The following is a 19,906-nucleotide window of genomic DNA, read 5'->3' on the forward strand; positions in this document are numbered from 1 at the left end:
TGCTTGGCCGCGCGCGAACGGATCTCGCGCAGTAGGTTGGCGGGGTGACTGGACGGTTCCCGATCGAAGACGTCTCCCCCGTCGTCTCCTGCGGGCGGTACCCGGCCAAGGCGGTGGTCGACGAGCCGATTCCGGTGTCGGCGCGCGCCTACCGGGAGGGGCACGACGCGCTGGGCTGCAACGTGGTCTGGACCGGCCCGGACGGCACCACCAGGCCGTTCACCCGGATGCGGCCCGGCCAGCCCGGGCAGGACCGCTGGCACGCGGTGATCCGTCCGGACGCCGTGGGCACCTGGACCTTCTCCGTCGAGGCGTTCGCCGACCCGTACCTCACCTGGCAGAACGCGGTGACCAAGAAGGTCGCCGCCGGGCAGGGGCCGGCCGAGCTGGCCAACGACCTGGCGGAGGGGGCGCGGGTGCTCACCGCCGCCCGCCCGCTGGTGCCGGCCGCCGACCGGGCCAGGGTCGCCGCGGCGGTCACCGCGCTGGTCGACACCGACCTGCCGCTGCCGCAGCGGGTCGACCCGGCGCTGGCCCTGGCCGACCTGCTCTGGGCTCATCCGGTGCGTGAGCTGGTCACCGCAGGTGAGACGTACTCGATGTGGGTGGACCGGCGGCGGGCCCTCTTCTCCGCCTGGTACGAGTTCTTCCCCCGCTCCGAGGGGGCGGTGCCGGCCCGAGCGGATGCACCCGCCCGCTCCGGCACCTTCGCCACCGCCACCGAGCGACTGCCCGGTGTCGCCGCGATGGGCTTCGACGTGCTCTACCTGCCGCCGATCCACCCGATCGGCCGGGTCAACCGCAAGGGCCGCAACAACGCGCTCACCGCCGGGCCGGACGACGTGGGCTCGCCGTGGGCGATCGGCGCCGCCGAGGGCGGCCACGACGCCATCCACCCCGACCTGGGTACGCCGGCAGACTTCCGAGCCTTCATCCAGGCGGCGGCGGCACAGGGCCTGGAGGTGGCGATGGACCTGGCGTTGCAGTGCGCACCGGACCACCCGTGGGTCACCGAGCACCCGGAGTGGTTCACCACCCGGGCCGACGGCAGCATCGCGTACGCGGAGAACCCGCCGAAGAAGTACCAGGACATCTACCCGGTGAACTTCGACAACGATCCGGAGGGCATCCGGGCCGAGGTGCTGCGCGTGGTGCTGCACTGGGTCGGCGAGGGTATCCGGATCTTCCGGGTGGACAACCCGCACACCAAGCCCTTCGACTTCTGGCACTGGCTGATCGCCGAGGTGAAGAAGGTCGACCCGGACGTGCTGTTCCTCGCCGAGGCGTTCACTCGGCCGGCCATCATGCACGGCCTGGGCAAGGTCGGCTTCACCCAGTCGTACACCTACTTCACCTGGCGCACGTCAGCCGCGGAGATGCGGGAGTACTGCGAGGAGCTGCTCGCGGCGGCCGACTACATGCGACCCAACTTCTGGCCGAACACTCCGGACATTTTGCACGAGTCGTTGCAGCACGGCGGCCCCCCGATGTTCAAGATCCGGGCGGTGCTGGCCGCGCTGCTCTCCCCCTCCTGGGGCATGTACGGCGGCTACGAGCTGTTCGAGCACGTGGCCCGCCCCGGCGCCGAGGAATACCTGGACAACGAGAAGTACGAGCTGCGCCCCCGGGACTGGGCCGGCGCCGAGGCGCAGGGCCGCTCGCTGGCCCCGTTCATCGCCACCCTGAACCGGGTACGCCGGGACAACCCAGCCCTGCACCAGCTGCGCAACCTGCGCTTCCACGAGATCGACAACCCGGCGCTGCTCTGCTGGTCCAAACACGACGCGGAGACCGGCAACACAATCATCGTGATCTGCTCGTTCGATTCGCGCACCGTTCAGTGGGGCAACACCACGCTCGACATGCCGGCGCTCGGCTTCGACTGGCACGAACGGTTCACCGTGCACGACGAACTGACCGGCACCAGCTACGACTGGGGTCAGCGCAACGCGGTACGGCTCGACCCGTACCTGCAACCCGCGCACGTGTTGACCGTGCGTCGCCCGACCCCGCCGACCGAGCCGCAGCCGGCAGGCACCGAGCCGGCCGACCTCACCGTCGCCGAGGTGCCGGACGACCTCTCCGGCGGCACCGCGCCGACCGCTCCCGCCCCGAAGGACGCCCGATGGACCAGCTGATCTCCGGCGCGACGCACGACCCGCACGCGCTGCTCGGCGCGCACCCCGTCGACGGGTCGACGACGATCCGCACGATGCGCCGGGGCGCCGGCGACGTCGTGCTGCTCGTCGGCGACGAACGGCACCCGATGAAGCGGGTGCACGACGTGGGCGTGTTCGAGGCGGTGCTGCCCGGCGAGGTCCTCGACTACCGGGTGGACGTCGACGGGGCGACCCACGACGACCCGTACCGCTACCCGCCGACGCTCGGCGAGCTGGACCTGCACCTGATCGGTGAGGGCCGGCACGAGCGCCTGTGGGAGGCGCTCGGCGCCCGGGTCTTCGACGAGGGTGTGGCGTTCACCGTGTGGGCGCCCAACGCCCGCGGGGTGCGGGTGGTCGGCGACTTCACCGGCTGGTCGCCGGACGACGGTTGGCCGATGCGCTCACTCGGCTCCAGCGGGGTGTGGGAACTGTTCGTCCCCAACGCCCGGGTCGGGGCCCGCTACAAGTACCGCGTCCTCGGCGCCGACGGGCAGTGGCGGGACAAGGCCGACCCCCTGGCGGGGTACGCCGAGGTGCCGCCGGCCACCGCCTCGGTGGTGCACCACTCGACGTACCGGTGGTCCGACGCCGACTGGCTGGCCCGGCGGGCCGAGCGGCAGCCGCACCAGGAGCCGATGAGCGTCTACGAGGTGCACCTCGGCTCGTGGCGGCCCGGGCTGGGCTACCGCGAGCTGGCCGAGCAGCTGACCGCGTACGTCACCGAGCTTGGCTTCACCCACGTGGAGTTCCTGCCGGTGATGGAGCACCCGTTCGGCGGTTCCTGGGGCTACCAGGTGACCGGCTACTACGCGCCAACCTCCCGGTTCGGCGACCCGGACGAGTTCCGGCACCTCGTCGACCAGCTGCACGCCGCCGGCATCGGCGTGATCCTGGACTGGGTGCCCGCGCACTTCCCCAAGGACGAGTGGGCCCTCGCGCGCTTCGACGGCACCCCGCTCTACGAGCACCCCGACCCGCGGCGCGGTGAGCACCCCGACTGGGGCACCTACGTCTTCGACTTCGGCCGCCGCGAGGTCCGCAACTTCCTGGTCGCCAACGCGCTCTACTGGTGCGACCAGTTCCACGTCGACGGGCTCCGGGTGGACGCCGTCGCCTCGATGCTCTACCTGGACTACTCCCGCAAGGACGGCGAGTGGGCCCCCAACCAGTACGGCGGCCGGGAGAACCTGGAGGCCATCGCGTTCATGCAGGAGGTGAACGCGACCGTCTACAAGCATCACGCCGGGGTGGTGCTGATCGCCGAGGAGTCCACCGCCTGGCCCGGGGTGACCCGGTCCACCGCCGAGGGCGGGCTGGGCTTCGGCTTCAAGTGGAACATGGGCTGGATGCACGACACCCTGCTCTACACCTCGAAGGACCCGATCTACCGCCAGCACCACCACCACCAGCTCACCTTCTCCCTGGCGTACGCCTGGAGCGAGAACTACGTCCTGCCGATCAGCCACGACGAGGTGGTGCACGGCAAGGGCTCACTCGCCGGCAAGATGCCCGGCGACACGTGGCAACGGCTGGCCAACGTCCGGGCGCTGCTCGCGTACATGTGGGCGCATCCGGGCAAGCAGCTGCTCTTCATGGGCTCGGAGCTGGCCGACGACCGGGAGTGGAGCGAGGAGCGCGGCCTCGACTGGTACCTGCTGCACGACCCGGCCCGGGCCGGCGTGCAGCGTCTCGTCGGCGACCTCAACCGGATCTACCGGGCCACCCCGGCGCTCTGGGCGCAGGACACCGAGCCGGCCGGTTTCCGCTGGATCGCCGGCGACGACGTCGCCAACAACACCGTGTCGTTCATCCGGATCGCCCCGGACGGGTCGACGCTGGTCTGCGTGGCGAACTTCTCCGCCCTGCCGCTGCACGACTACCGGATCGGCCTACCGGCCGGTGGCACCTGGACGGAGGTGCTCAACACCGACGCCCACCACTACGGCGGCTCGGGGGTGGGCAACCTGGGCGCGGTGGACACCGAGGACGTTCCGTGGCACGGCATGGTCGCCTCCGCCGCCCTCCAGGTCCCGCCACTCGGCGTCATCTGGCTCCGCCAGGGCTAGCCGTCGGCGCCAGCCGACGGGTCAGACCAGGTCGGCGTCGCGCAGCAGCGTCCACAGGCCGGCACCGTCCGGCGCGGAGAGCCACTTCTGCCCCACCCGTCCCGCCGACTCGCGCTCTCCGGCCGGGGCGGGCAGGCTGCCGGCCAGCACCGACTGGGTCGGGGAGAGCCGACGGATCGCCACCGCGGCCACGTTCTCCGGGTGGGCGGCGGCGAACTCCCGGTAGATCTCCTGGTCGTGCTGGCCGTCGTCGCCGACCAGCAGCCAGCGCACCTCGGGGAACTCCCGGGCCAGCCGGGCCAGGGTGGCCCGCTTGTGCTCGCGCCCGCTGCGGAACCACCGGTCGGCGGTCGGGCCCCAGTCGGTGAGCAGCAGTGGCCCGGCCGGGTAGAGGTGCCGGGACAGGAACCGGGTCAGCGTCGGTGCCACATTCCACGCGCCGGTGGAGAGGTAGAAGACCGGGGCGCCGGGGTGCGCGGTGACCAGCCGCTCATAGAGCACCGCCATGCCGGGCACGGCGGCGCGGGCGTGCTCGTCGAGCACGAAGGTGTTCCACGCGGCGAGCAGCGGCCGGGGCAACGCGGTCACCATCACCGTGTCGTCGATGTCGGAGAGGATGCCGAACCGCACCTCCGGGTCGAGGATGCGCACCGGCGCGTCCACCGGCTCGGCGTCCGGCACGCTCAGCCGGACCGTGCCCCAGCCGGGCGGCAGGTCGGCCTCGACGAGCGTGTCGACGAAGCCGCTGCGGTCGGCCCGCGCCTCGCAGCGCACGCCGCCGGCCTCGATCGTCACCGTCACGTGCTTGGCCGGCAGCGTCGTGAAGCTGCGCCAGCCGCGAACCTTGTCCAGCCGCCCCCGCTGGCGGGTGTCCGGTCGGCCCAGCAGCACCCGGCACATCACCCGCACCCAACCCGGAGAGCCGTAGCCGGTGTACGCGATGACGTTGATGCGCCAGCCGGTGCGCCGCAGCCGACGCTCCACGAGCTGGTGCACAGCGTCCTCCATCCGCGCGGCCCGGTGCAGGTTCGGAACGGCCAGCTGGCCGGCGGGAGTGGGTGGCACCCGCCAACCCTGCCACACCTCGACGGCGACGGCCACGCGAGCGACGCCGGCTGCCCAGAACCGCCCCGGCCGGCCCGCCGTCCGTGAAACACTCCGGTCGGGACGACGACGGGGGCGTGGTCGTGTCGCATCCAGAGCAGCACCGCGGACGATGGCGTCCGCGACTCGACCGGCCGGCGCTCGTCGCGCTGCTGTTCGGGCTGGCCGGCGTCGGATATCGGCTGGTCCTGACGCTGTACACCGTGCCGGTGTCGAACAGCGACGAGGCCACGTTCGGCCTCGCCGCGCTGCACATCGGGCAGGGCCGGGAACGACCAGTCTTCCTCTACGGCCAGCACTACATGGGAATGCTGGAGTCGTACCTGGCCGCGCCGCTGGTCGCGGTGACCGGGCCGAGCTGGCCGGTGCTGCGGCTGCCGATGCTCGCGCTGTACGCGGTCTTCCTCTACCTGATCCACCGGCTGACCCGTCGGCTCTGCGCGCCCTGGTTCGCCGCCTTCGTCGTCGGCCTGCTGGCACTCGGACCGGAACGGGTGGTGCGTGACCAGCTGACCGTCGTCGGCGGGCGGCCCGAGGTGAAGCCGGCGGTGCTGCTGATGCTGCTGATCATGGTGGGGCTGGCGGCGGGCACCGTGCACCGCCGGCGGCTCGCCGTCGCCCTGTTCGGCCTGCTCGTCGGGCTGGCCGCCTGGTCAGACTGGCTGATCCTGCCGTACCTGGCGGTGGCTGGGCTGGCCCTGGTGTGGGCGGTACGGCGAGAGCTCCTCGGCTGGTCCGGCCTCCTGCTGGTGGCGGGCCTCGTGGTCGGGGTGGCGCCGATGATCTACGACAATCTACGGGCGCCGCCAGGTGCGGACTCACTGTCGGTGTTCCGCGCGGTCAGCACCCAGGAGGGCCCGTTGCCGCCGTGGTCCGAGCGGATCCGGGGTGGTCTGCTGGAGGGGGTGCCGCTGGCGCACGGGCTCTGCCCGGTGGACGGCTGCGGTCGCTGGCAGCAGTGGTTCGGGCTGCTCTACCCGGTGCTGCTGGTGGTCGCCGCGGTGCTGGCGGTGGTCGCGTACCGCCGGGCCGCCGGGGCGTCACGCGGTGAGCGGGCACGGCCGCTGGTGCAGCTCGCGCTGATCACCGGCGCCGCGTTGACCCTGCTGTCGTACGTACGCACCCCGCTCGCCGCGACCAGCCCGCTGGACAACGCCCGCTACCTGTCGGTGCTGCAACTGTCGCTGCCGGCGGTGCTCTGGCCGCTCTGGATCGCCGCCGTCGCCTGCTGGCGGGGCACGGTCGGCGCGCTCGGCCGGCTCACCGGCGCGCTGGCCACCGCCGCGCTGGCCGCGCTGACCGCGACCACGCTGGTGATCACCGTGCTCTTCGCGACCAGCGGCGTCGGGGCGTCGCGGACCGAGGAGCGCCAGGCCCGGGAGCTGGCCGGCGCGCTGCGCGCCAACGGCCCCCACGAGGTGTACGGGGACTACTGGACCTGCAACCGGCTGATCTTCAACACCGACGAGGCGGTGGTCTGCGGTGTGCTCGACGGTGACCTGTCCCCCGGGCAGAACCGCTACCCGCCGTACTGGCGACAGGTCGGCCGGGCCGAGCGACCGGGCTACGTGGTGGAGGTCGACTCGCCGATGGACCGGCGGCTGCGCCGGCTGCTCGCGGACCGGCCCGACGCCGCACCGGTCCGCGAGGTAGGCGGCTATCGCGTGTACCACCCCGACACCCCGGTCCGGCCCTGGCGGTAGCGGCGGGTCGTACGCTGGCCGGGCCGCCGCCGTCCGCCCGTCGAGGAGATCCAATGCTCATCCTGCTGCCGCCCTCGGAGGGGAAGGCCGACGCCGGCACCGGTCGACGATGGTCCCCGGACCGGCTCGCGCTGCCCGAGCTGAACCCCGCCCGGGAGCAGGTGCTCGACGCGCTCGTGGCGCTGAGCGCCGGGCCGGACGAGGCGGCGGCGCGGGTCGCGCTCGGGCTCAGCGAGGGCCAGCGCGGCGAGCTGCGCCGCAACGCCCGGCTGCGGGTGGCCGCCACCGCGCCGGCCGCGCAGGTCTACACCGGGGTGCTCTACGAGGCGCTGGACCTGGCCTCGTTGCCGGCGGCGGCGCAGCGGACGGCCCGCCGGTCGATCCTGATCAGCTCCGGTCTGTGGGGCGCGGTGCGGCTCGCCGACCGGATCCCGCCGTACCGCTGCCCGATCGGCGCCCGGCTGCCCGGTGTGGGGGCGCTCTCGGCGTACTGGCGGCCGGTGCTGGCGCCGGTGCTGTCCGCTGCGGCCGGCTCCGGGCCGGTGCTCGACCTGCGCTCCGGCGCGTACGCGGCCACCTGGACGCCGCGCGGCGAGCTGGCCGAGCGGACGGTGACGCTACGGGTGCTGCACGAGCGGGAGGTGGACGGAGTGCCGGTCCGCTCGGTGGTGAGCCACTTCAACAAGGCGACCAAGGGGCGGTTGGTCCGTGACCTGCTGGTCGCCGGGGCCCGGCCGCGTACCGCCGCGGAGCTGATCGGCGCGCTGCGCGAACTCAAGCACACCGTCGTGGAGCAGGCGGCCGGCCCCGGTCGGCCGCGGCAGGTGGATCTGGTGGCCACGGACCTCTAGAGGCGTGCAGCCGCAAGATTTCCTCAAGGCTGGGCGGCACCGGTTCCGCAACGGCGGCGCAGGGGCCACGGTAGGGGAACCCAGACTCCGACAAGGGAGCACCCCCGTTGGCCCGTGAACCCGCCCTGCTCGACCGGCTCCCCTCCCCGGCGACGCCACCTCCGCTGGACTGGCTGACCCTGGGTGACGCGTTCGAGGCCGCCTGCCTGCTGCGCTGTACGCCACGGCCGACCGGCGCACGACCGACGGCGGCGCCTTCGTCGCACTCGCCGGGGGTGGAGTTCAACCGGGAGGACGCCGCCCAGCGGATGCGGCAGTTGCTCGCCCGGCTGGACATCCCGGTGACCCACGAGGTGGCCGTCGGCGGCCTGCGCCGCCGCTACGAACTGCACCGGCTCTGGGTCCCCGGGGAGCACCGTGTGGCGTACGCCCGGATGCTGGACGCCGGTTGGTGGCAGGGACGCCGGGAGCTGCTCGGCGGTCCGCTGCCCGGCGCCTCGCCGGCCCGTCGGCGGTGGGTGTCCCGGCTCGCCGCGGCGGCGTGGCGTTCGGCGCTGCTGGCCGGCGGGCGGCACGTCCGCCGGCACATCCTCGGGGTACGGCTCACCGACCGGGAACTGGCCGCGGTGCTGATCCGTGGCGCGGCCGTGCTCGACGTGCCGGCCCTGCTCCGTCCCGGCACCGGCTGTTTCCTGGTCAGCGTCGCCGACGGACCGGACCGGGAGCGGATCCTGCGCAGCGCGGCGATGGAGCCGGCCCGCACCACCGCGATGGAGCCGGCCCGCAGCGCGGCAACGCAGCCGGAGCGTCGCCCCGCCTGCTGACCCGGACCCGGGCGGCAGCCGCGGCCGGGACCGGCCGGACGGGCTTGCGCCCACCGGTCCGACGGCGCACAGTGCACCGCGTGAGTCGTACCTCGCCCAGCCGGCCCGGTCACCGCCGTCCGAGGACGGCGGCGCTGCTGACGCTGCTGCTGGCCGCGACCCTGACCGGGGCCGCCAGCTGCCGGGACGCCCCGGCCGAGCCGCTGCCGATCCGGATCGCCACGGGCAGCCCCACCGCCGTCTACTACGCCTTCGGGCAGTCCCTGGCGGCCATCCTCAACCGGGAGCTGCCCGGCGTGCGGGCCAGCGTGGTCGTCACCGCAGCCTCGGCGGAGAACGTCCGGCTGGTCGGCTCGGGCGCGGCCGAGCTGGGCTTCACCCAGGCCGATGTGCTGCCCACCACCACGACGGAGAGCCCGACGGTCGGCGCCGTCGCCCGGGTGTACGACGACCAGCTGCACCTGGTCACCACCGGCGGCGGGCCGGTCCGTACGGTGGCCGACCTGCGCGGCCGGCGGGTCTCCGTCGGCGCGCCCGGGTCGGGCACCGAGATCACCGCGATCCGGCTGCTGGAGGTGGCCGGGCTCGGCGGTGACGGGGTGCGCCAGGAGCGGCTCGGGTTGGACGACTCGGTGACCGCGCTCCGCGCCGGGCGGATCGACGCCTTCTTCTTCTCCGGCGGGCTGCCGGTGCGGGGCATCAAGGAGCTGGCCGGGCGCAGCGCCACCCGGGTCGTGGACCTCGGCGAGTGGACGGACCCGCTGCGCGCCCGCTACGGCCAGGTATACGTCTCCCGGGACATCCCCCGCTCCGTGTACGGCGTGGACCCGGTGACCACGGTGGCAAACCCGAACTACCTGATCGTCCAGGCCGACCTTCCGGAACGGCTGGTGCGGGAGGTGACCCGGCTGCTGATGGAGCGCCGGGCCGAGCTGGGCGCCGCGCACCCGGCGGCGGGCCGGATGAGCCCACGCTCGGCGATCACCACCGCACCGCTGTCGCTGCACCCGGGGGCCGCCGCCTGGTACCGCGCGGCCAAGCCATGACGCCCGGCCCGCTACCGGGCGAGGGTGGAGCGTAGGTCGACGGGCGGTTCGTCGTCCGCCGGCTCCGCTGCGGGGCCGGACTCGGGCGCCGGGAACCACAGGCCGGCGACCAGTCCACGCGGCTTTCCGGCGCGCATGGTGAGCCGCCCGTCGGAGGCGTCCACCAGCACCGCCGCGATGGTCAGGCCGAGCCCGGCGCCGTCCACGTTCTGCACGTCCGGTGCCCGCCAGAACCGTTCGGTGGCCTGGCCGAGCTGGCTCTCGGTCATGCCCGGACCGCTGTCACGCACCTCCAGGGCCACCCCGTCGTCGCGGCTGGTCACCGTCACCGTCACCGCCCCGCCGGCGCCGCTGAACTTCACCGCGTTGTCGATCAACGCGTCCAGCGCCTGGTCGACGGCGGTCGGGACGGTCCGGGCGTACGCCGGGGCGTCGGTCGTGACGAGCCGCAGCGCGACCGACCGGTGCCGGGCCAGCGGCGCCCACGCGGCCACCCGGGACGCGGCCACCGCGGCGGCGTCCACGGTGACCCGCTCGTTCTCCTCGCGTTCGGCCCGGGCCAGGGTCAGCAGCGCGTCGAGCACCAGGGCCAGCCGGTCGGTCTCCTCCAGCGCCAGCCGATGCTCGGAGCGCCCGTCCGGGTCGGTGAGGCTGGGACCCAACTCCTCCACCCGCAGCCGCAGCGCCGTGAGCGGATTGCGCAGCTGGTGGCTGGCGTGCGCGACGAACGCCCGCTGCCGGTCCATCACGTCGGAGACCACGTCGGCCATGTGGTTGAAGCTCGCCGCGAGCCGGCGCAGCTCCGGCGGGCCGAGCCGGTGCAGCACCCGGGCGCTCCGGTCGCCCTCGGCGATCTCGTGGGTGACCGCGTCCAGCTCGGTGACCGGGCGCAGCACCCAGCCGGCCAGCCCGAACGCGGTGAGCACGCAGGCCAGCACGGCGAGCAGGCCGGCCAGGGCGAGCAGCAGCCACCAGGCGGTGACGGCCCGGCTGATCGGGCCGGCCGGGGTCACGATGACCACCGCACCGAGGACCTCGCCGCCGTCGTTGATCGGCACCGCCACCACCACCGCACCGGCCGTCCACGGCAGGACCGACTCAGGGGCGCTGGTCTGCTGCCCGGACAGCGCGATGTCCAGAGCCGTGGTGGTCCCCGCGGCCGGCCGCCAGCTCGCCGAGGCGACGACCGTGCCCCGTTCCCGGTCGACGACCGCCGCGCCGATCGCGTACAGCTCGTCGTAGCTGCGCAGCTCCGCCTCCAGCGGGCCCGGCCCGCCACCGCGCAGCGCCGGCCCGGCCAGCGAGGCGAACCGGGTGGCGTCGGCGAGCCGGTCGGCGCGGACCCGTTCGGTCTCGCGGCTGGCCAGGGTGGCGGCCAGCGGGGTCTCCAACGCGATGAGGACGAGCACCATCAGCAGCAGATAGCTGATCACCAGTCGACGGCGCACGGCAACCCCTCAGGCATCGCGCAACCGGTAACCGACCCCACGTACGGTCTCGACCAGGCGGGCGTCGCCCAGCTTGCCGCGCAGCGACCCGACGTGCACCTCGACGGTGTGCCGGTCGGTCCAGGTGGTGCCCCAGGCGTCGAGCAGGATGCGGTCGCGGGGCACCGCCACCCCGGGCTGACGGGCCAGCGAGAGCAGCACGTCGAACTCCTTGCGGGTCAGCGTGACCGCCCGGCCGTCCACGGTCACCGTCCGGGCGGCGACGTCGATGCGCACCGCACCGGCCTCGATCAGGTGCCGCTCCGGTGCGGCGTTCGCGGCCCGGCGCAGCACCGCCTCGATGCGGGCCTGCAGCTCCACCATCGAGAACGGCTTGACGACGTAGTCGTCCGCGCCGAGGCGCAGACCGAGCACCCGGTCGCGTTCCTCCCCCCGGGCGGTCACCGCGATGATGCCGAGCTGGCTGCTGCGCCGGCGCAGCTCCCGGCAGAGGTCGGTGCCGTCCCCGTCGGGCAGGGTCAGGTCGAGCAGCACCAGGTCGCACGGGGCGGCGGCGAGCGCGGCGGCGACGGTGGCGGCGTGCTCGACCTGGTACCCGCGGCGGGTGAGGGCGGAGGAGAGCGCGGCGGCCACCCGGCGGTCGTCCTCCACCAGCAGGATCCGCACCCGTGCCCCCGTCCATCGCAGTACCGTCCTGCGAATGGTGGCAGAAGGGTGCCGCGAGCGGGAGGGCCGCCTCCCCGGGACGGCCCTAGAGGCCGAAGACGTCGTCGTCGACGCCGTCCCGGACGCCGTCGACGAAGCCTCGGAAACCCGGGTCGTCGTGGCGGGCCGGCACGCTGGTGACGTTGACCCCGGTGACCTGGGTCACCGCGTCGACCAGGGGCGGGTAGTCGATCTCGGCGTCGGTGAAGGCGTCGTCGTCCGCCTCGGCCAGGTTGATCACGTGCTGTACGTCATCGGACGGGGTGTCCGGATCCTCCGCCCACTCGCCACCGGCTCGGTAGCACTCGTCGTACAGCGCGCGCTGGGTTTCGGTCCAGTTGTCGTCGTAGCTCTCCATCGTCACCCTCCCGCGGCCTGCTCCACCTGAGCATGCCGGGCCGCGACCGGCGTCGGCGGCGGTACGGCCGAAACGCCTGCCGGCCCGCGTAGGCTGCCACGATGATCTACAAGTTGCTGCCGACGGTGGAGTGGGACGACGCCCGGGCGGTCGGCCACCTGGTCGGCTCGGCGGTGGACCGGCAGGACGGCTTCATCCACCTCTCCGCCGCCGACCAGGTGGTGGAGACGGCCCGGCGACACTTCACCGGCGCCACCGGGCTCACCCTGCTGACCGTGGACCCGGAACGGCTGGGCGATGCGCTGCGCTGGGAGCCCTCGCGCGGCAACCAGCTCTTTCCCCACCTGTACGGCCCGCTGCCGGTGACGGCGGTGGTGTCGACGCAGACGCTACCGGCTGATCAGCCGGCCGCCGACGCGGTGGCGACGCTGCTGGCCTGAGCGGTCGCTATGCTACGCCGAGTCCCGCGCGCCCCGGCCCCACGCTCCGTGCCCGGGCGGGCGTGGCAGCCCCGATCCGCGCGGCCGATGGCCGTCCCGGCGCATGCCGACGCGGGTCACCGACGGCGCCCGGCGCGCCCTGCGACCCATGCGAGTTGAAGGATGACTGACAGCAGTTCCCCGTCCCCCTCGGTCTTCGTCCACCCCACCGCCGACGTGGAGGAGGGGGCCCGGGTCGGCGACGGCACGAAGGTCTGGCACCTGGCCCACATCCGGTCGTCGGCGGAGGTGGGCGCCGGCTGCGTCATCGGCCGCAACGTGTACGTCGACGCCGGCGTCACAGTCGGCGACCTGGTCAAGATTCAGAACAACGTCTCCGTCTACCAGGGGGTGACCCTGGAGGACGAGGTCTTCGTCGGCCCGTGCGTCGTCTTCACCAACGACTTGCGGCCCCGCGCGCAGAATCCGGACTGGAAGATCACCCCGACCATGGTGCGCCGGGGCGCCTCGATCGGCGCGAACGCGACCCTGGTCTGCGGAATCGAGATCGGCGAGTACGCGATGATCGCGGCCGGCTCGGTGGTGACCAGAGACGTCGCGCCGTACCAGCTCGTCGCCGGCAACCCGGCCCGACCCAAGGGCTGGGTCGACGACCGCGGCGAGGTGGTCTCCCGGGACGTGGACAACCCGCCGCAGCAGCGGGGCTGAGCCGACGACGAACGGCGGTGGACGGGAGGCATCCGTCCACCGCCGTTCCTGTCGGTCGGGTCGTTCAGCGGCAGAGCCGGGAGATCTCCTCCTGGAACCGGTCCATCGAGTTCGCCTCGGCCGGACCGAGCAGGTAGGTCTTCAGCTCACGCCGGGCCTCGGTCATCGGGTCGTCGTCGGCCCGGGTCACGGCAACGATCTTCTCCAGCTCGCCGCAGTCCCGGCAGAGCAGGTACGCCGCCCGGGCGGTCGGGTACTCCCGCCGGAACTCGTCCTCCGGCAGGCCGCCCGGGTTGGCCACCACGTACGGCCGTTCGCTCTGAACGAAGTCCGAGACCACACTGGAGACGTCGCTGATCAGCAGGTCAGTCTGATTGAAGCAGTCGAACAGCGCCGGCGTCCGGCCGGTGACCACGAGGTGCCGGGTACCGTCCAACGAGGTCGCGTCGGCGTCACCGCCAGCGGCCCGGATGAGTTCCACCAGCCGCTCGTGCACTGCCTTGGCGTCCTTGGAACGGGAGCCGGTCAGCGGGTGCGGCTTGTAGATGATGCGCACTTCGGGCCTCGTCGCCAGCAGACCCTTGATGATCCGCTCCCCCATCAGCACGAGCGAGGTGTGGTACGGGTCGTCGTCCAGCCACCCTTCCCACGTCGGGGCGTAGAGCACGGTGAAGGGCCGATCGACCGACTCCGCGCCGAAGGTGTGCACGCCAGCGAGCTGCGGACGCCCGATCTCAACGATGTCGGAGTCGAGCACGCCCACGCCCGCCCGGGCGTACCGCTCGCGACCGGCGAGACCGGCGACCCAGACCTCGTCGTACACCTTGCTGTAGGGGTTGACGCTGGCCGCCTTGTCGCTGTCGCCGTGCCCGACGAAGACGTGCTTCATGCCCGGCTCGCGGAGCATGTGGATGTTCGCGCCGACGTTCGCCGCGTAGAGCGTCCCGCGTACGCTGCCCAGCTCGAGGTTCATGAAGTCCACCCCGGCCGGCACACAGATCACCGGCAGTCGAGTGTCGGCGAGCTCGGTGAACGCCTCCCGGCTACGCATCAGCACCACCGCGCGCTGCTCCAGCGCCTCGGTCGGAGCGAGCCACATGTTCGCCTGGTAGACGTCCTTGGCCGGGCCCGCGAAGTAGAGCGCGACCTCCGGGCGGTAGCTGTCCAGCCAGCGCTGCACGGCGGGCAGCAGGGTGCTCTGCCCGCGCCCCCGACCCCGTAGCCAGGTCACCGCCACCGTCCCGCCGACCACCGCGGCGGCGGCCACCGCCACACCACCCGCGATCAACACCGCTGTGGCGTCGTCCCGCACAGCCGCGACCACCGCGGCCGGTGCCAGCAGTACGTTGATCAGGGCCAGCCGGTCACCGGCGAGCCAGGCCGTCCACTCCGGCGGGCGAGGCGCGGCGGCGATCGGCCCGAGGTCGATGTTGCGCACCAACGCCGAGACCGGGTTGCGCCGGTCGATCATGGTCTTGAGCGCGCCCGCCAGGACCGCGGTGAGCCAGACCGCGGCCGGCAGCAGGAGAATCACGCTCAGCTCGGCCGCACGCGGGCGGACCGTGGCCACCACCAGCAGGACAACCGCGAGGTCCCGGGTGAGCTGCCGGTAGTCCCCGCGTAGGCCGACCTTCTCCAGAAGTGTGTGTGTGCCGGGCGACCACCGGGCGAGCGCGTACTCGCCGCCGAGGGCGAGGAGGCCGGCCACCGTGAAGACGGCGACCCAGCCGAGCGCACCGGCGGCGAGCATCACCACGTAAGCCAGCAGAAGCAGCGCGCCGCGGGCGGCGACTCCCGACGGTCCCATCAACTTGCGGAACAAGGACTACGCTCCCTATCGACGTAGACGACGAGCCGCACCCGGCGGGCGTCGTGTCATACGGAGACGCGAAATGCCCGACGGGCCGCGTCGTTCGTCATACCGGTCCAACTCGCCCAAGACCTTAACGCGAGAGCGACCGGGGGGCATCGTTCGGGTATCGGTCGATCAGTCGGAGGATGAATCGACCGGACACGGTCGTGTGGCCGTCCGACCTCCTCCCGGCCACACGTCCCGGAACCGGCGCCGGCCCTGACGGGATGCCCCGGCCCGGATCAGGCGGGCTGGCGGAAGCAGCGCATCGCCCCCGGAGCTGCCCGCTTCGCGAACTCCTGGAACCCGAGTTCCACCGCGGTCTCCCGGGCGGCGCGATTGCCCGAGTACACGCAGATCGTGGACACGTCCAGCCGGTCCACCGCCGCCTTCAGTTCCGGCAGCGGTGCAAGATCCGGCCGGCCGTCGGCCAGCGCCGCAAGCTTGAACCGGTCCTGGACGAAATCGGAACTCTGGTCGTACTCGATCAGGTAACCGTCCCGGGGCATGACGACCCGCAGCCGGCTGCTGACGATCGGCGAGATTCGCATCAGCGTCGAGGGAGCGAGCAGCAGGCCCGGCGGACGGTCCAGCCCCTGCATCCAGAAGACGATTTTCTGGCGCTGCTGGGGCAGCTTCCAGATCGGGTGCGGCCGCACCTCGACGAAGCTCTCGGTCGACCACATCGGCGCGCCCCAGACGGCGAACGACGCCACCAGCGCGGCGGCGGTCGCGGCTCCGACCAACCCGTCAAGGAGCCGCCGGGCCCCGGGCAGCCGCACGGTGCACAGGATGCCGACGAGCCCGGGCAGGGCGAGGATCCAGGGCACCCGCCAGAGCACCGCGGAGACCCCGCTCAGGTCACCGAGCAGTTCGAGTACGCCGGGGACGAACAGTACGCTCATGGTCAGAGCGGCGCCCGCCGCGAGCAACTGCGGGGTACGCCTCCGAACCAGCATCGGAGCGCACCAGAGGGCGAGGCCACCGATCACACCCAGCACCCCGATCAGCAGGGTCCGCCGGTAGGTGCCCTCGGCGTCGAAGAACTGCGTCTCCCCGCCGGCCTCGGTGACCGGCCCGAGGACGAGCCGCGACACCACCACCGAACCGACCGGGTATGCCACAGCGGCGACGAACGCGGCGAGCGCCTCCCGCCAGCGCCCGACCAGCAGCATCGCCGCGGCGGCCCCACCGACCAGGATCGGCAGGATGATCGCCGACGTGGAGGTGAGCCCGGTGGCCACGATCGAGAGCGCGAAGACCAGGAAGAGCCGCCACCGCGACCGCGACTCGAACCAGTCGGTGAGGTAGACCCACATCAGCGGAACGACCGCGGAGACGAACATGCCCTTGCCCTCGTAGAGCCGGGGCAGATGGAAGGTGCCGAGTGCGGCGTCCGAACCGGCCACGAGGTAGAGGTAGGCGATGCCGACGCTGAAGGCGAGAACCGGTCGGCGCGGCGCCCAGCGGTGCACCAGCCGCCAGAGGGCGAGCACCGCGAGCACGGCCAGCACGGGCAGCAGCACGTACCAGGTGGCGGAGGCGCCGTGGATACCGAGGAACCGCCCGAGCGCGCCGGCGAAGACTTCGATCGACGAGATGGGCGGTTGGGTCGTCAGCGCCGGGGCGACCCCCTCGGTGAAGAGGAAGTCGCGCAGGGGGATCTGATCGCGGTCGGCCACCCATACGGACTTACCGACGTAGAAGACGTCGTCCCTGGAGTTGCGGGCCATGAAGAACGACGAGACGGCCACCAGCACCGAGATCAGCAGCGCGTAGCCGGCCTGCCAGGCGCCGGTGGCGGGGGCCTCCGCTCCGGCGCCGGTCAGCCAGTGCCGCCGGGCCAGCAGCGCGACCACGACGGAGGCGACCAGACCCAGGACGGCGGGCACCCACCACGGCATGTCGCCGGCGACACCGGCCGTGACCGCCGCGCCGACCCCGGCGACGATCGCGACCAGCGGCCAGCGGCGCGACCGGTCCGTGCCGGGGTCCGCCGGGCTCTCGGTCCCGGCCGGCGCCGGTGCGGGCTGCCGGCGGACCGCCCGCACGATCGCGACACCCGCGAGCAACACGCAGCCGACCAGCCAGATCAGGAAGATCACCGACGGGGCGAGGCGGAACAGGAACGCGACGTGGTAGATCACCGTGAAGAGCGCGAAGGCGATCACCGCCGCGTCGGTGACCAGCCGGGGCGACGCCGCCACGAGCACGCGCAGACGACCGGCGAGGCTGTCGCGCCGCGGCGGGTCCGGCTGGGTCACATCCGGCTCGGTCTCTGCCACAGCGGAACTACCGACCTTCGACACGAAGCTTCCTAATCTTTTCTCATCAGGGCTAGGTCCTCGCGACCCTAAGGTGCGCCCCCGCCGGTCGGACGACGGGAGCGTACCTGGGCGTCGGCGTTCGCAGCATCCCCGTCGGGCGGGGATGCCGCGTCAGCGGCCGCTGTCGGCGAAGAGCCGACCCACCACCCGGTGCGCCGGCAGGATCCGCTGCCGCTCGACGTCAGCGTCGGCGGTGCCGGCGACGATGTCCAGGAAGTGGTCCAGCTGGGCGGCGAGCGGCTCGCGGTTCGTGATCAGCTCCGGCACCTCGATGATGCTCTGCTGCCGGTAGCCGCGGCCGTCCGGGGTGGCGGCGTCCAGCGAGACGTGCCGGTAGATGGTCACGTCCTTGCGGATCAGGTCGGCCTCGATCAACCGGTCGACCTCGCTGATCACCAGGGTTCGCACCTTGCGCTGCCCGATCCGGCTGGCCGACACGTTGGCCAGGGCGCCGGTGCCGAACGACAGCACGGTCTCCGCCACGTCCTCCGCCTCGGTGAGCGAGTCGGGGTGGAAGTGACCCAGGGTCCCGCGTACCGCCGCCGGCTCCTCTCCGCCGAATGCCTGGATCGCCAGGTCGACGTCGTGGATGAGCAGGTCCCAGGCGACCCCGGTGCGGATCCGCGGCGCGTACGGCGAGTGCCGGGTGGCGGTCAGGTGCACCGGGCGGTGCACCAGGGCCAGAGCCGTCAGCACCGCCGGGTTGAACCGCTCCAGCAGCCCGCACAGCAGCGGTACGCCGCGCTTCTCGGAGGTCGCGACGATCTCCTCGGTCTCGGCGAGGCTGCCGCAGACCGGCTTCTCGATCAGCAGCGGCTTGTCGGCGGCCAGGACCTGGTCGGCGAGGCCGTGGTGGAACTCGGTGGGAGCGGCGATCACCACCGCGTCGACGTCGGAGAGGTCGTCGGCGTCCGCGGACCAGTCGGCCCCGTACCGCTCGGCGGCCTGCTGGCCCACCGAGCGCCGGGGCTCGATGACCCGGGCCAGCTCGGCCCGGTCGGACTGGGCGACCACCCGGGCGTGCAGCGAACCCATGACCCCGGTGCCGACCAGGGCGAAACGCAGCTTGGCGGTCACGCGCCGACCGCCTTCCGGACTGCCTCGACGACCTGGTCGAGGTCGCCGTCGGTGAGGTGCTGGTGCACCGGCAGGGAGACGCACTGGCGGACGACCCGGTCGGCCACCGGTGCCGGGTCGGCGATCACCCGTGGGTGGTCCCGGTAGCAGTCGTAGTCGTAGACCGTCTTCGGGTAGTAGATGCCGCAGCCCACGCCGCTCTCGGTCAGGCGGGCGATCACCTCGTCGCGGCTCACCGGCGCCTCGTCGGTGACCAGCACCGTGTACTGGTGCCAGACGTGCGACCGGCCGGGCAGCTCGGTCGGCAGGCGCAGCCCGGGGACGTCGGCCAGGCCGGCGGAGAGCCGGGCGGCGTTGTCCTTGCGGCGCTTGACGTTCTCGCCGTACGAGGCGATCTGCGGGATGCCCAGCGCGGCCTGCAGGTCGGTGAGGCGGTAGTTGTGACCGGCCACCTCGTACTGGTAGCGCTGCCGCATGCCCTGGTTGCGCAGCACGCGCAACCGGTCGGCGAGCACCGCGTCATTGGTGGTGATCATGCCGCCCTCACCGGTGGTGAGGTTCTTGGTGGCATACAGCGAGAAGGTGCCGAGACCGAAGCTGCCGGCGCCGCGGCCGGAGATGGTCGCGCCCAGGGACTGCGCGGTGTCCTCGACCAGGCCCAGGCCTCGCTTCTGGGCCAGCGGGCCGATGGTGTCCATGTCGGCGGGCTGGCCGTACAGGTGCACCGGCATCAGCACCCGGGTGCGCGGGCCGATCGCGTCGGCGAGCGCCGCCGGGTCGACGCAGAAGTCATCCTCGCGAATGTCGGCGAACCGGGCGGTGGCGCCCGCCTCGAGGATCGCGTTGAGGGTCGCGACGAAGGTGAAGGGGCTAGTGACCACCTCGTCGCCGGGCTGCAGGTCGAGCACCTGGAGCGCGGCCACGAGGGCGGTGGTGCCGTTGTTGACGGCGACCGCGTGCTCGACGCCGACCAGGTCGGCGAACTCGCGCTCCAGGCGGGCCACCATCGGGCCCTGCGCGATGACACCCGAGCGGATCACCTCGACCGCCAACCGTTCGGCCGCCTCGTCCAGCTTGACGACGGAAATCGGGATCACAACAGCTCTCCTTGAGGTATGGGGCAGCGTGCAGACCGTAGCAGCGCGGGAGACGCCCGGCACACCTGGACCACCGCGACGCGAATCCCCCACCGCCGAACCGGTCCCGACTCGCGGTCAACCTCGGTTCGTGGTACG

At 72.9% G+C, this 19,906-nt stretch carries 16 protein-coding genes; 8 read left to right on the plus strand and 8 right to left on the minus strand.

Annotated features, from left to right (window positions below):
- Positions 1–44 precede the first annotated feature (44 nt).
- Both KBX63_RS05135 and glgB read left to right on the plus strand, forming a co-directional pair.
- Complete coding sequence (locus tag KBX63_RS05135) at positions 45–2,138, plus strand: alpha-1,4-glucan--maltose-1-phosphate maltosyltransferase (protein WP_210908741.1); 2,094 nt, start codon at positions 45–47, stop codon at positions 2,136–2,138.
- On the plus strand, positions 2,126–4,228 hold the full coding sequence (glgB, locus tag KBX63_RS05140) for a 1,4-alpha-glucan branching protein GlgB (RefSeq protein ID WP_210908743.1): 2,103 nt from the start codon (positions 2,126–2,128) through the stop codon (positions 4,226–4,228). Before KBX63_RS05135 ends, glgB begins: the two co-directional genes overlap by 13 nt.
- Before the next feature lie 21 nt (positions 4,229–4,249).
- Here the strand turns inward: glgB and KBX63_RS05145 are convergent, their stop codons facing one another.
- Positions 4,250–5,236 (minus strand): App1 family protein, encoded by a 987-nt coding sequence (locus tag KBX63_RS05145; RefSeq protein ID WP_210909217.1) that lies wholly within the window; start codon positions 5,234–5,236, stop codon positions 4,250–4,252.
- A 179-nt stretch (positions 5,237–5,415) separates the two neighbouring features.
- Here KBX63_RS05145 and KBX63_RS05150 point away from each other — a divergent pair, with 179 nt between their 5' ends.
- From KBX63_RS05150 to KBX63_RS05165, 4 genes are all read left to right on the plus strand, one after another.
- Positions 5,416–7,035, plus strand: coding sequence for a glycosyltransferase family 39 protein (locus KBX63_RS05150; RefSeq protein ID WP_210908745.1), 1,620 nt, complete (start codon positions 5,416–5,418; stop codon positions 7,033–7,035).
- 53 nt (positions 7,036–7,088) lie between these two features.
- Positions 7,089–7,886, plus strand: coding sequence for a peroxide stress protein YaaA (gene yaaA / locus KBX63_RS05155; protein ID WP_210908747.1), 798 nt, complete (start codon positions 7,089–7,091; stop codon positions 7,884–7,886).
- A gap of 107 nt (positions 7,887–7,993) precedes the next feature.
- Complete coding sequence (locus tag KBX63_RS05160; protein WP_247661740.1) at positions 7,994–8,710, plus strand: hypothetical protein; 717 nt, start codon at positions 7,994–7,996, stop codon at positions 8,708–8,710.
- Positions 8,711–8,790: 80 nt separating this feature from the next.
- Positions 8,791–9,756 carry a TAXI family TRAP transporter solute-binding subunit gene (locus tag KBX63_RS05165; RefSeq protein ID WP_307871623.1) on the plus strand — a complete coding sequence of 322 codons (966 nt, stop codon included), beginning with the start codon at positions 8,791–8,793 and terminating at the stop codon, positions 9,754–9,756.
- Between the two features lie 11 nt (positions 9,757–9,767).
- Here KBX63_RS05165 and KBX63_RS05170 read toward each other — a convergent pair whose 3' ends face one another.
- The 3 genes from KBX63_RS05170 to KBX63_RS05180 form a co-directional block, all read right to left on the minus strand.
- On the minus strand, positions 9,768–11,204 hold the full coding sequence (locus KBX63_RS05170; protein WP_210908751.1) for a HAMP domain-containing sensor histidine kinase: 1,437 nt from the start codon (positions 11,202–11,204) through the stop codon (positions 9,768–9,770).
- Between the two features lie 9 nt (positions 11,205–11,213).
- Positions 11,214–11,870: a response regulator transcription factor gene (locus KBX63_RS05175; RefSeq protein ID WP_074318390.1), complete on the minus strand. Its 657-nt coding sequence runs from the start codon at positions 11,868–11,870 to the stop codon at positions 11,214–11,216.
- Between the two features lie 85 nt (positions 11,871–11,955).
- Entirely contained in the window at positions 11,956–12,267 is a 312-nt protein-coding gene (locus tag KBX63_RS05180; protein ID WP_210908753.1) for a hypothetical protein, read from the minus strand.
- A 101-nt stretch (positions 12,268–12,368) separates the two neighbouring features.
- On the opposite strand from KBX63_RS05180, the gene KBX63_RS05185 reads away from it, so the two are divergent.
- Both KBX63_RS05185 and KBX63_RS05190 read left to right on the plus strand, forming a co-directional pair.
- On the plus strand, positions 12,369–12,707 hold the full coding sequence (locus KBX63_RS05185; RefSeq protein WP_210908754.1) for a DUF952 domain-containing protein: 339 nt from the start codon (positions 12,369–12,371) through the stop codon (positions 12,705–12,707).
- Between the two features lie 162 nt (positions 12,708–12,869).
- On the plus strand, positions 12,870–13,415 hold the full coding sequence (locus tag KBX63_RS05190; RefSeq protein ID WP_210908756.1) for an acyltransferase: 546 nt from the start codon (positions 12,870–12,872) through the stop codon (positions 13,413–13,415).
- Between the two features lie 64 nt (positions 13,416–13,479).
- On the opposite strand, the gene KBX63_RS05195 is transcribed toward KBX63_RS05190, so the two are convergent.
- The 4 genes from KBX63_RS05195 to KBX63_RS05210 form a co-directional block, all read right to left on the minus strand.
- On the minus strand, positions 13,480–15,237 hold the full coding sequence (locus KBX63_RS05195) for a CDP-glycerol glycerophosphotransferase family protein (RefSeq protein ID WP_374102186.1): 1,758 nt from the start codon (positions 15,235–15,237) through the stop codon (positions 13,480–13,482).
- A gap of 272 nt (positions 15,238–15,509) precedes the next feature.
- Positions 15,510–17,552 carry a DUF6077 domain-containing protein gene (locus KBX63_RS05200; RefSeq protein ID WP_210908765.1) on the minus strand — a complete coding sequence of 681 codons (2,043 nt, stop codon included), beginning with the start codon at positions 17,550–17,552 and terminating at the stop codon, positions 15,510–15,512.
- A 153-nt stretch (positions 17,553–17,705) separates the two neighbouring features.
- Positions 17,706–18,671, minus strand: a complete 966-nt coding sequence (locus tag KBX63_RS05205; RefSeq protein WP_210908767.1) for a Gfo/Idh/MocA family protein — start codon at positions 18,669–18,671, stop codon at positions 17,706–17,708.
- The gene (locus KBX63_RS05210) at positions 18,668–19,768 is read right to left on the minus strand and encodes a DegT/DnrJ/EryC1/StrS aminotransferase family protein (RefSeq protein ID WP_210908769.1); all 1,101 of its coding nucleotides are present in this window, start codon (positions 19,766–19,768) and stop codon (positions 18,668–18,670) included. Before KBX63_RS05210 ends, KBX63_RS05205 begins: the two co-directional genes overlap by 4 nt.
- Positions 19,769–19,906: the final 138 nt, after the last annotated feature.

This window comes from Micromonospora sp. U21, from assembly GCF_018070045.1.
Classification (GTDB): domain Bacteria; phylum Actinomycetota; class Actinomycetes; order Mycobacteriales; family Micromonosporaceae; genus Micromonospora.

Excerpts from the sequence above, each read along its gene's own strand:
- glgB (WP_210908743.1), top strand. The coding sequence starts at position 2,126 with ATGGACCAGCTGATCTCCGGCGCGACGCACGACCCGCACGCGCTGCTC.
- KBX63_RS05145 (WP_210909217.1), bottom strand. The coding sequence starts at position 5,236 with ATGGAGGACGCTGTGCACCAGCTCGTGGAGCGTCGGCTGCGGCGCACC.
- yaaA (WP_210908747.1), top strand. The coding sequence starts at position 7,089 with ATGCTCATCCTGCTGCCGCCCTCGGAGGGGAAGGCCGACGCCGGCACC.
- KBX63_RS05180 (WP_210908753.1), bottom strand. The coding sequence starts at position 12,267 with ATGGAGAGCTACGACGACAACTGGACCGAAACCCAGCGCGCGCTGTAC.
- KBX63_RS05185 (WP_210908754.1), top strand. The coding sequence starts at position 12,369 with ATGATCTACAAGTTGCTGCCGACGGTGGAGTGGGACGACGCCCGGGCG.
- KBX63_RS05190 (WP_210908756.1), top strand. The coding sequence starts at position 12,870 with ATGACTGACAGCAGTTCCCCGTCCCCCTCGGTCTTCGTCCACCCCACC.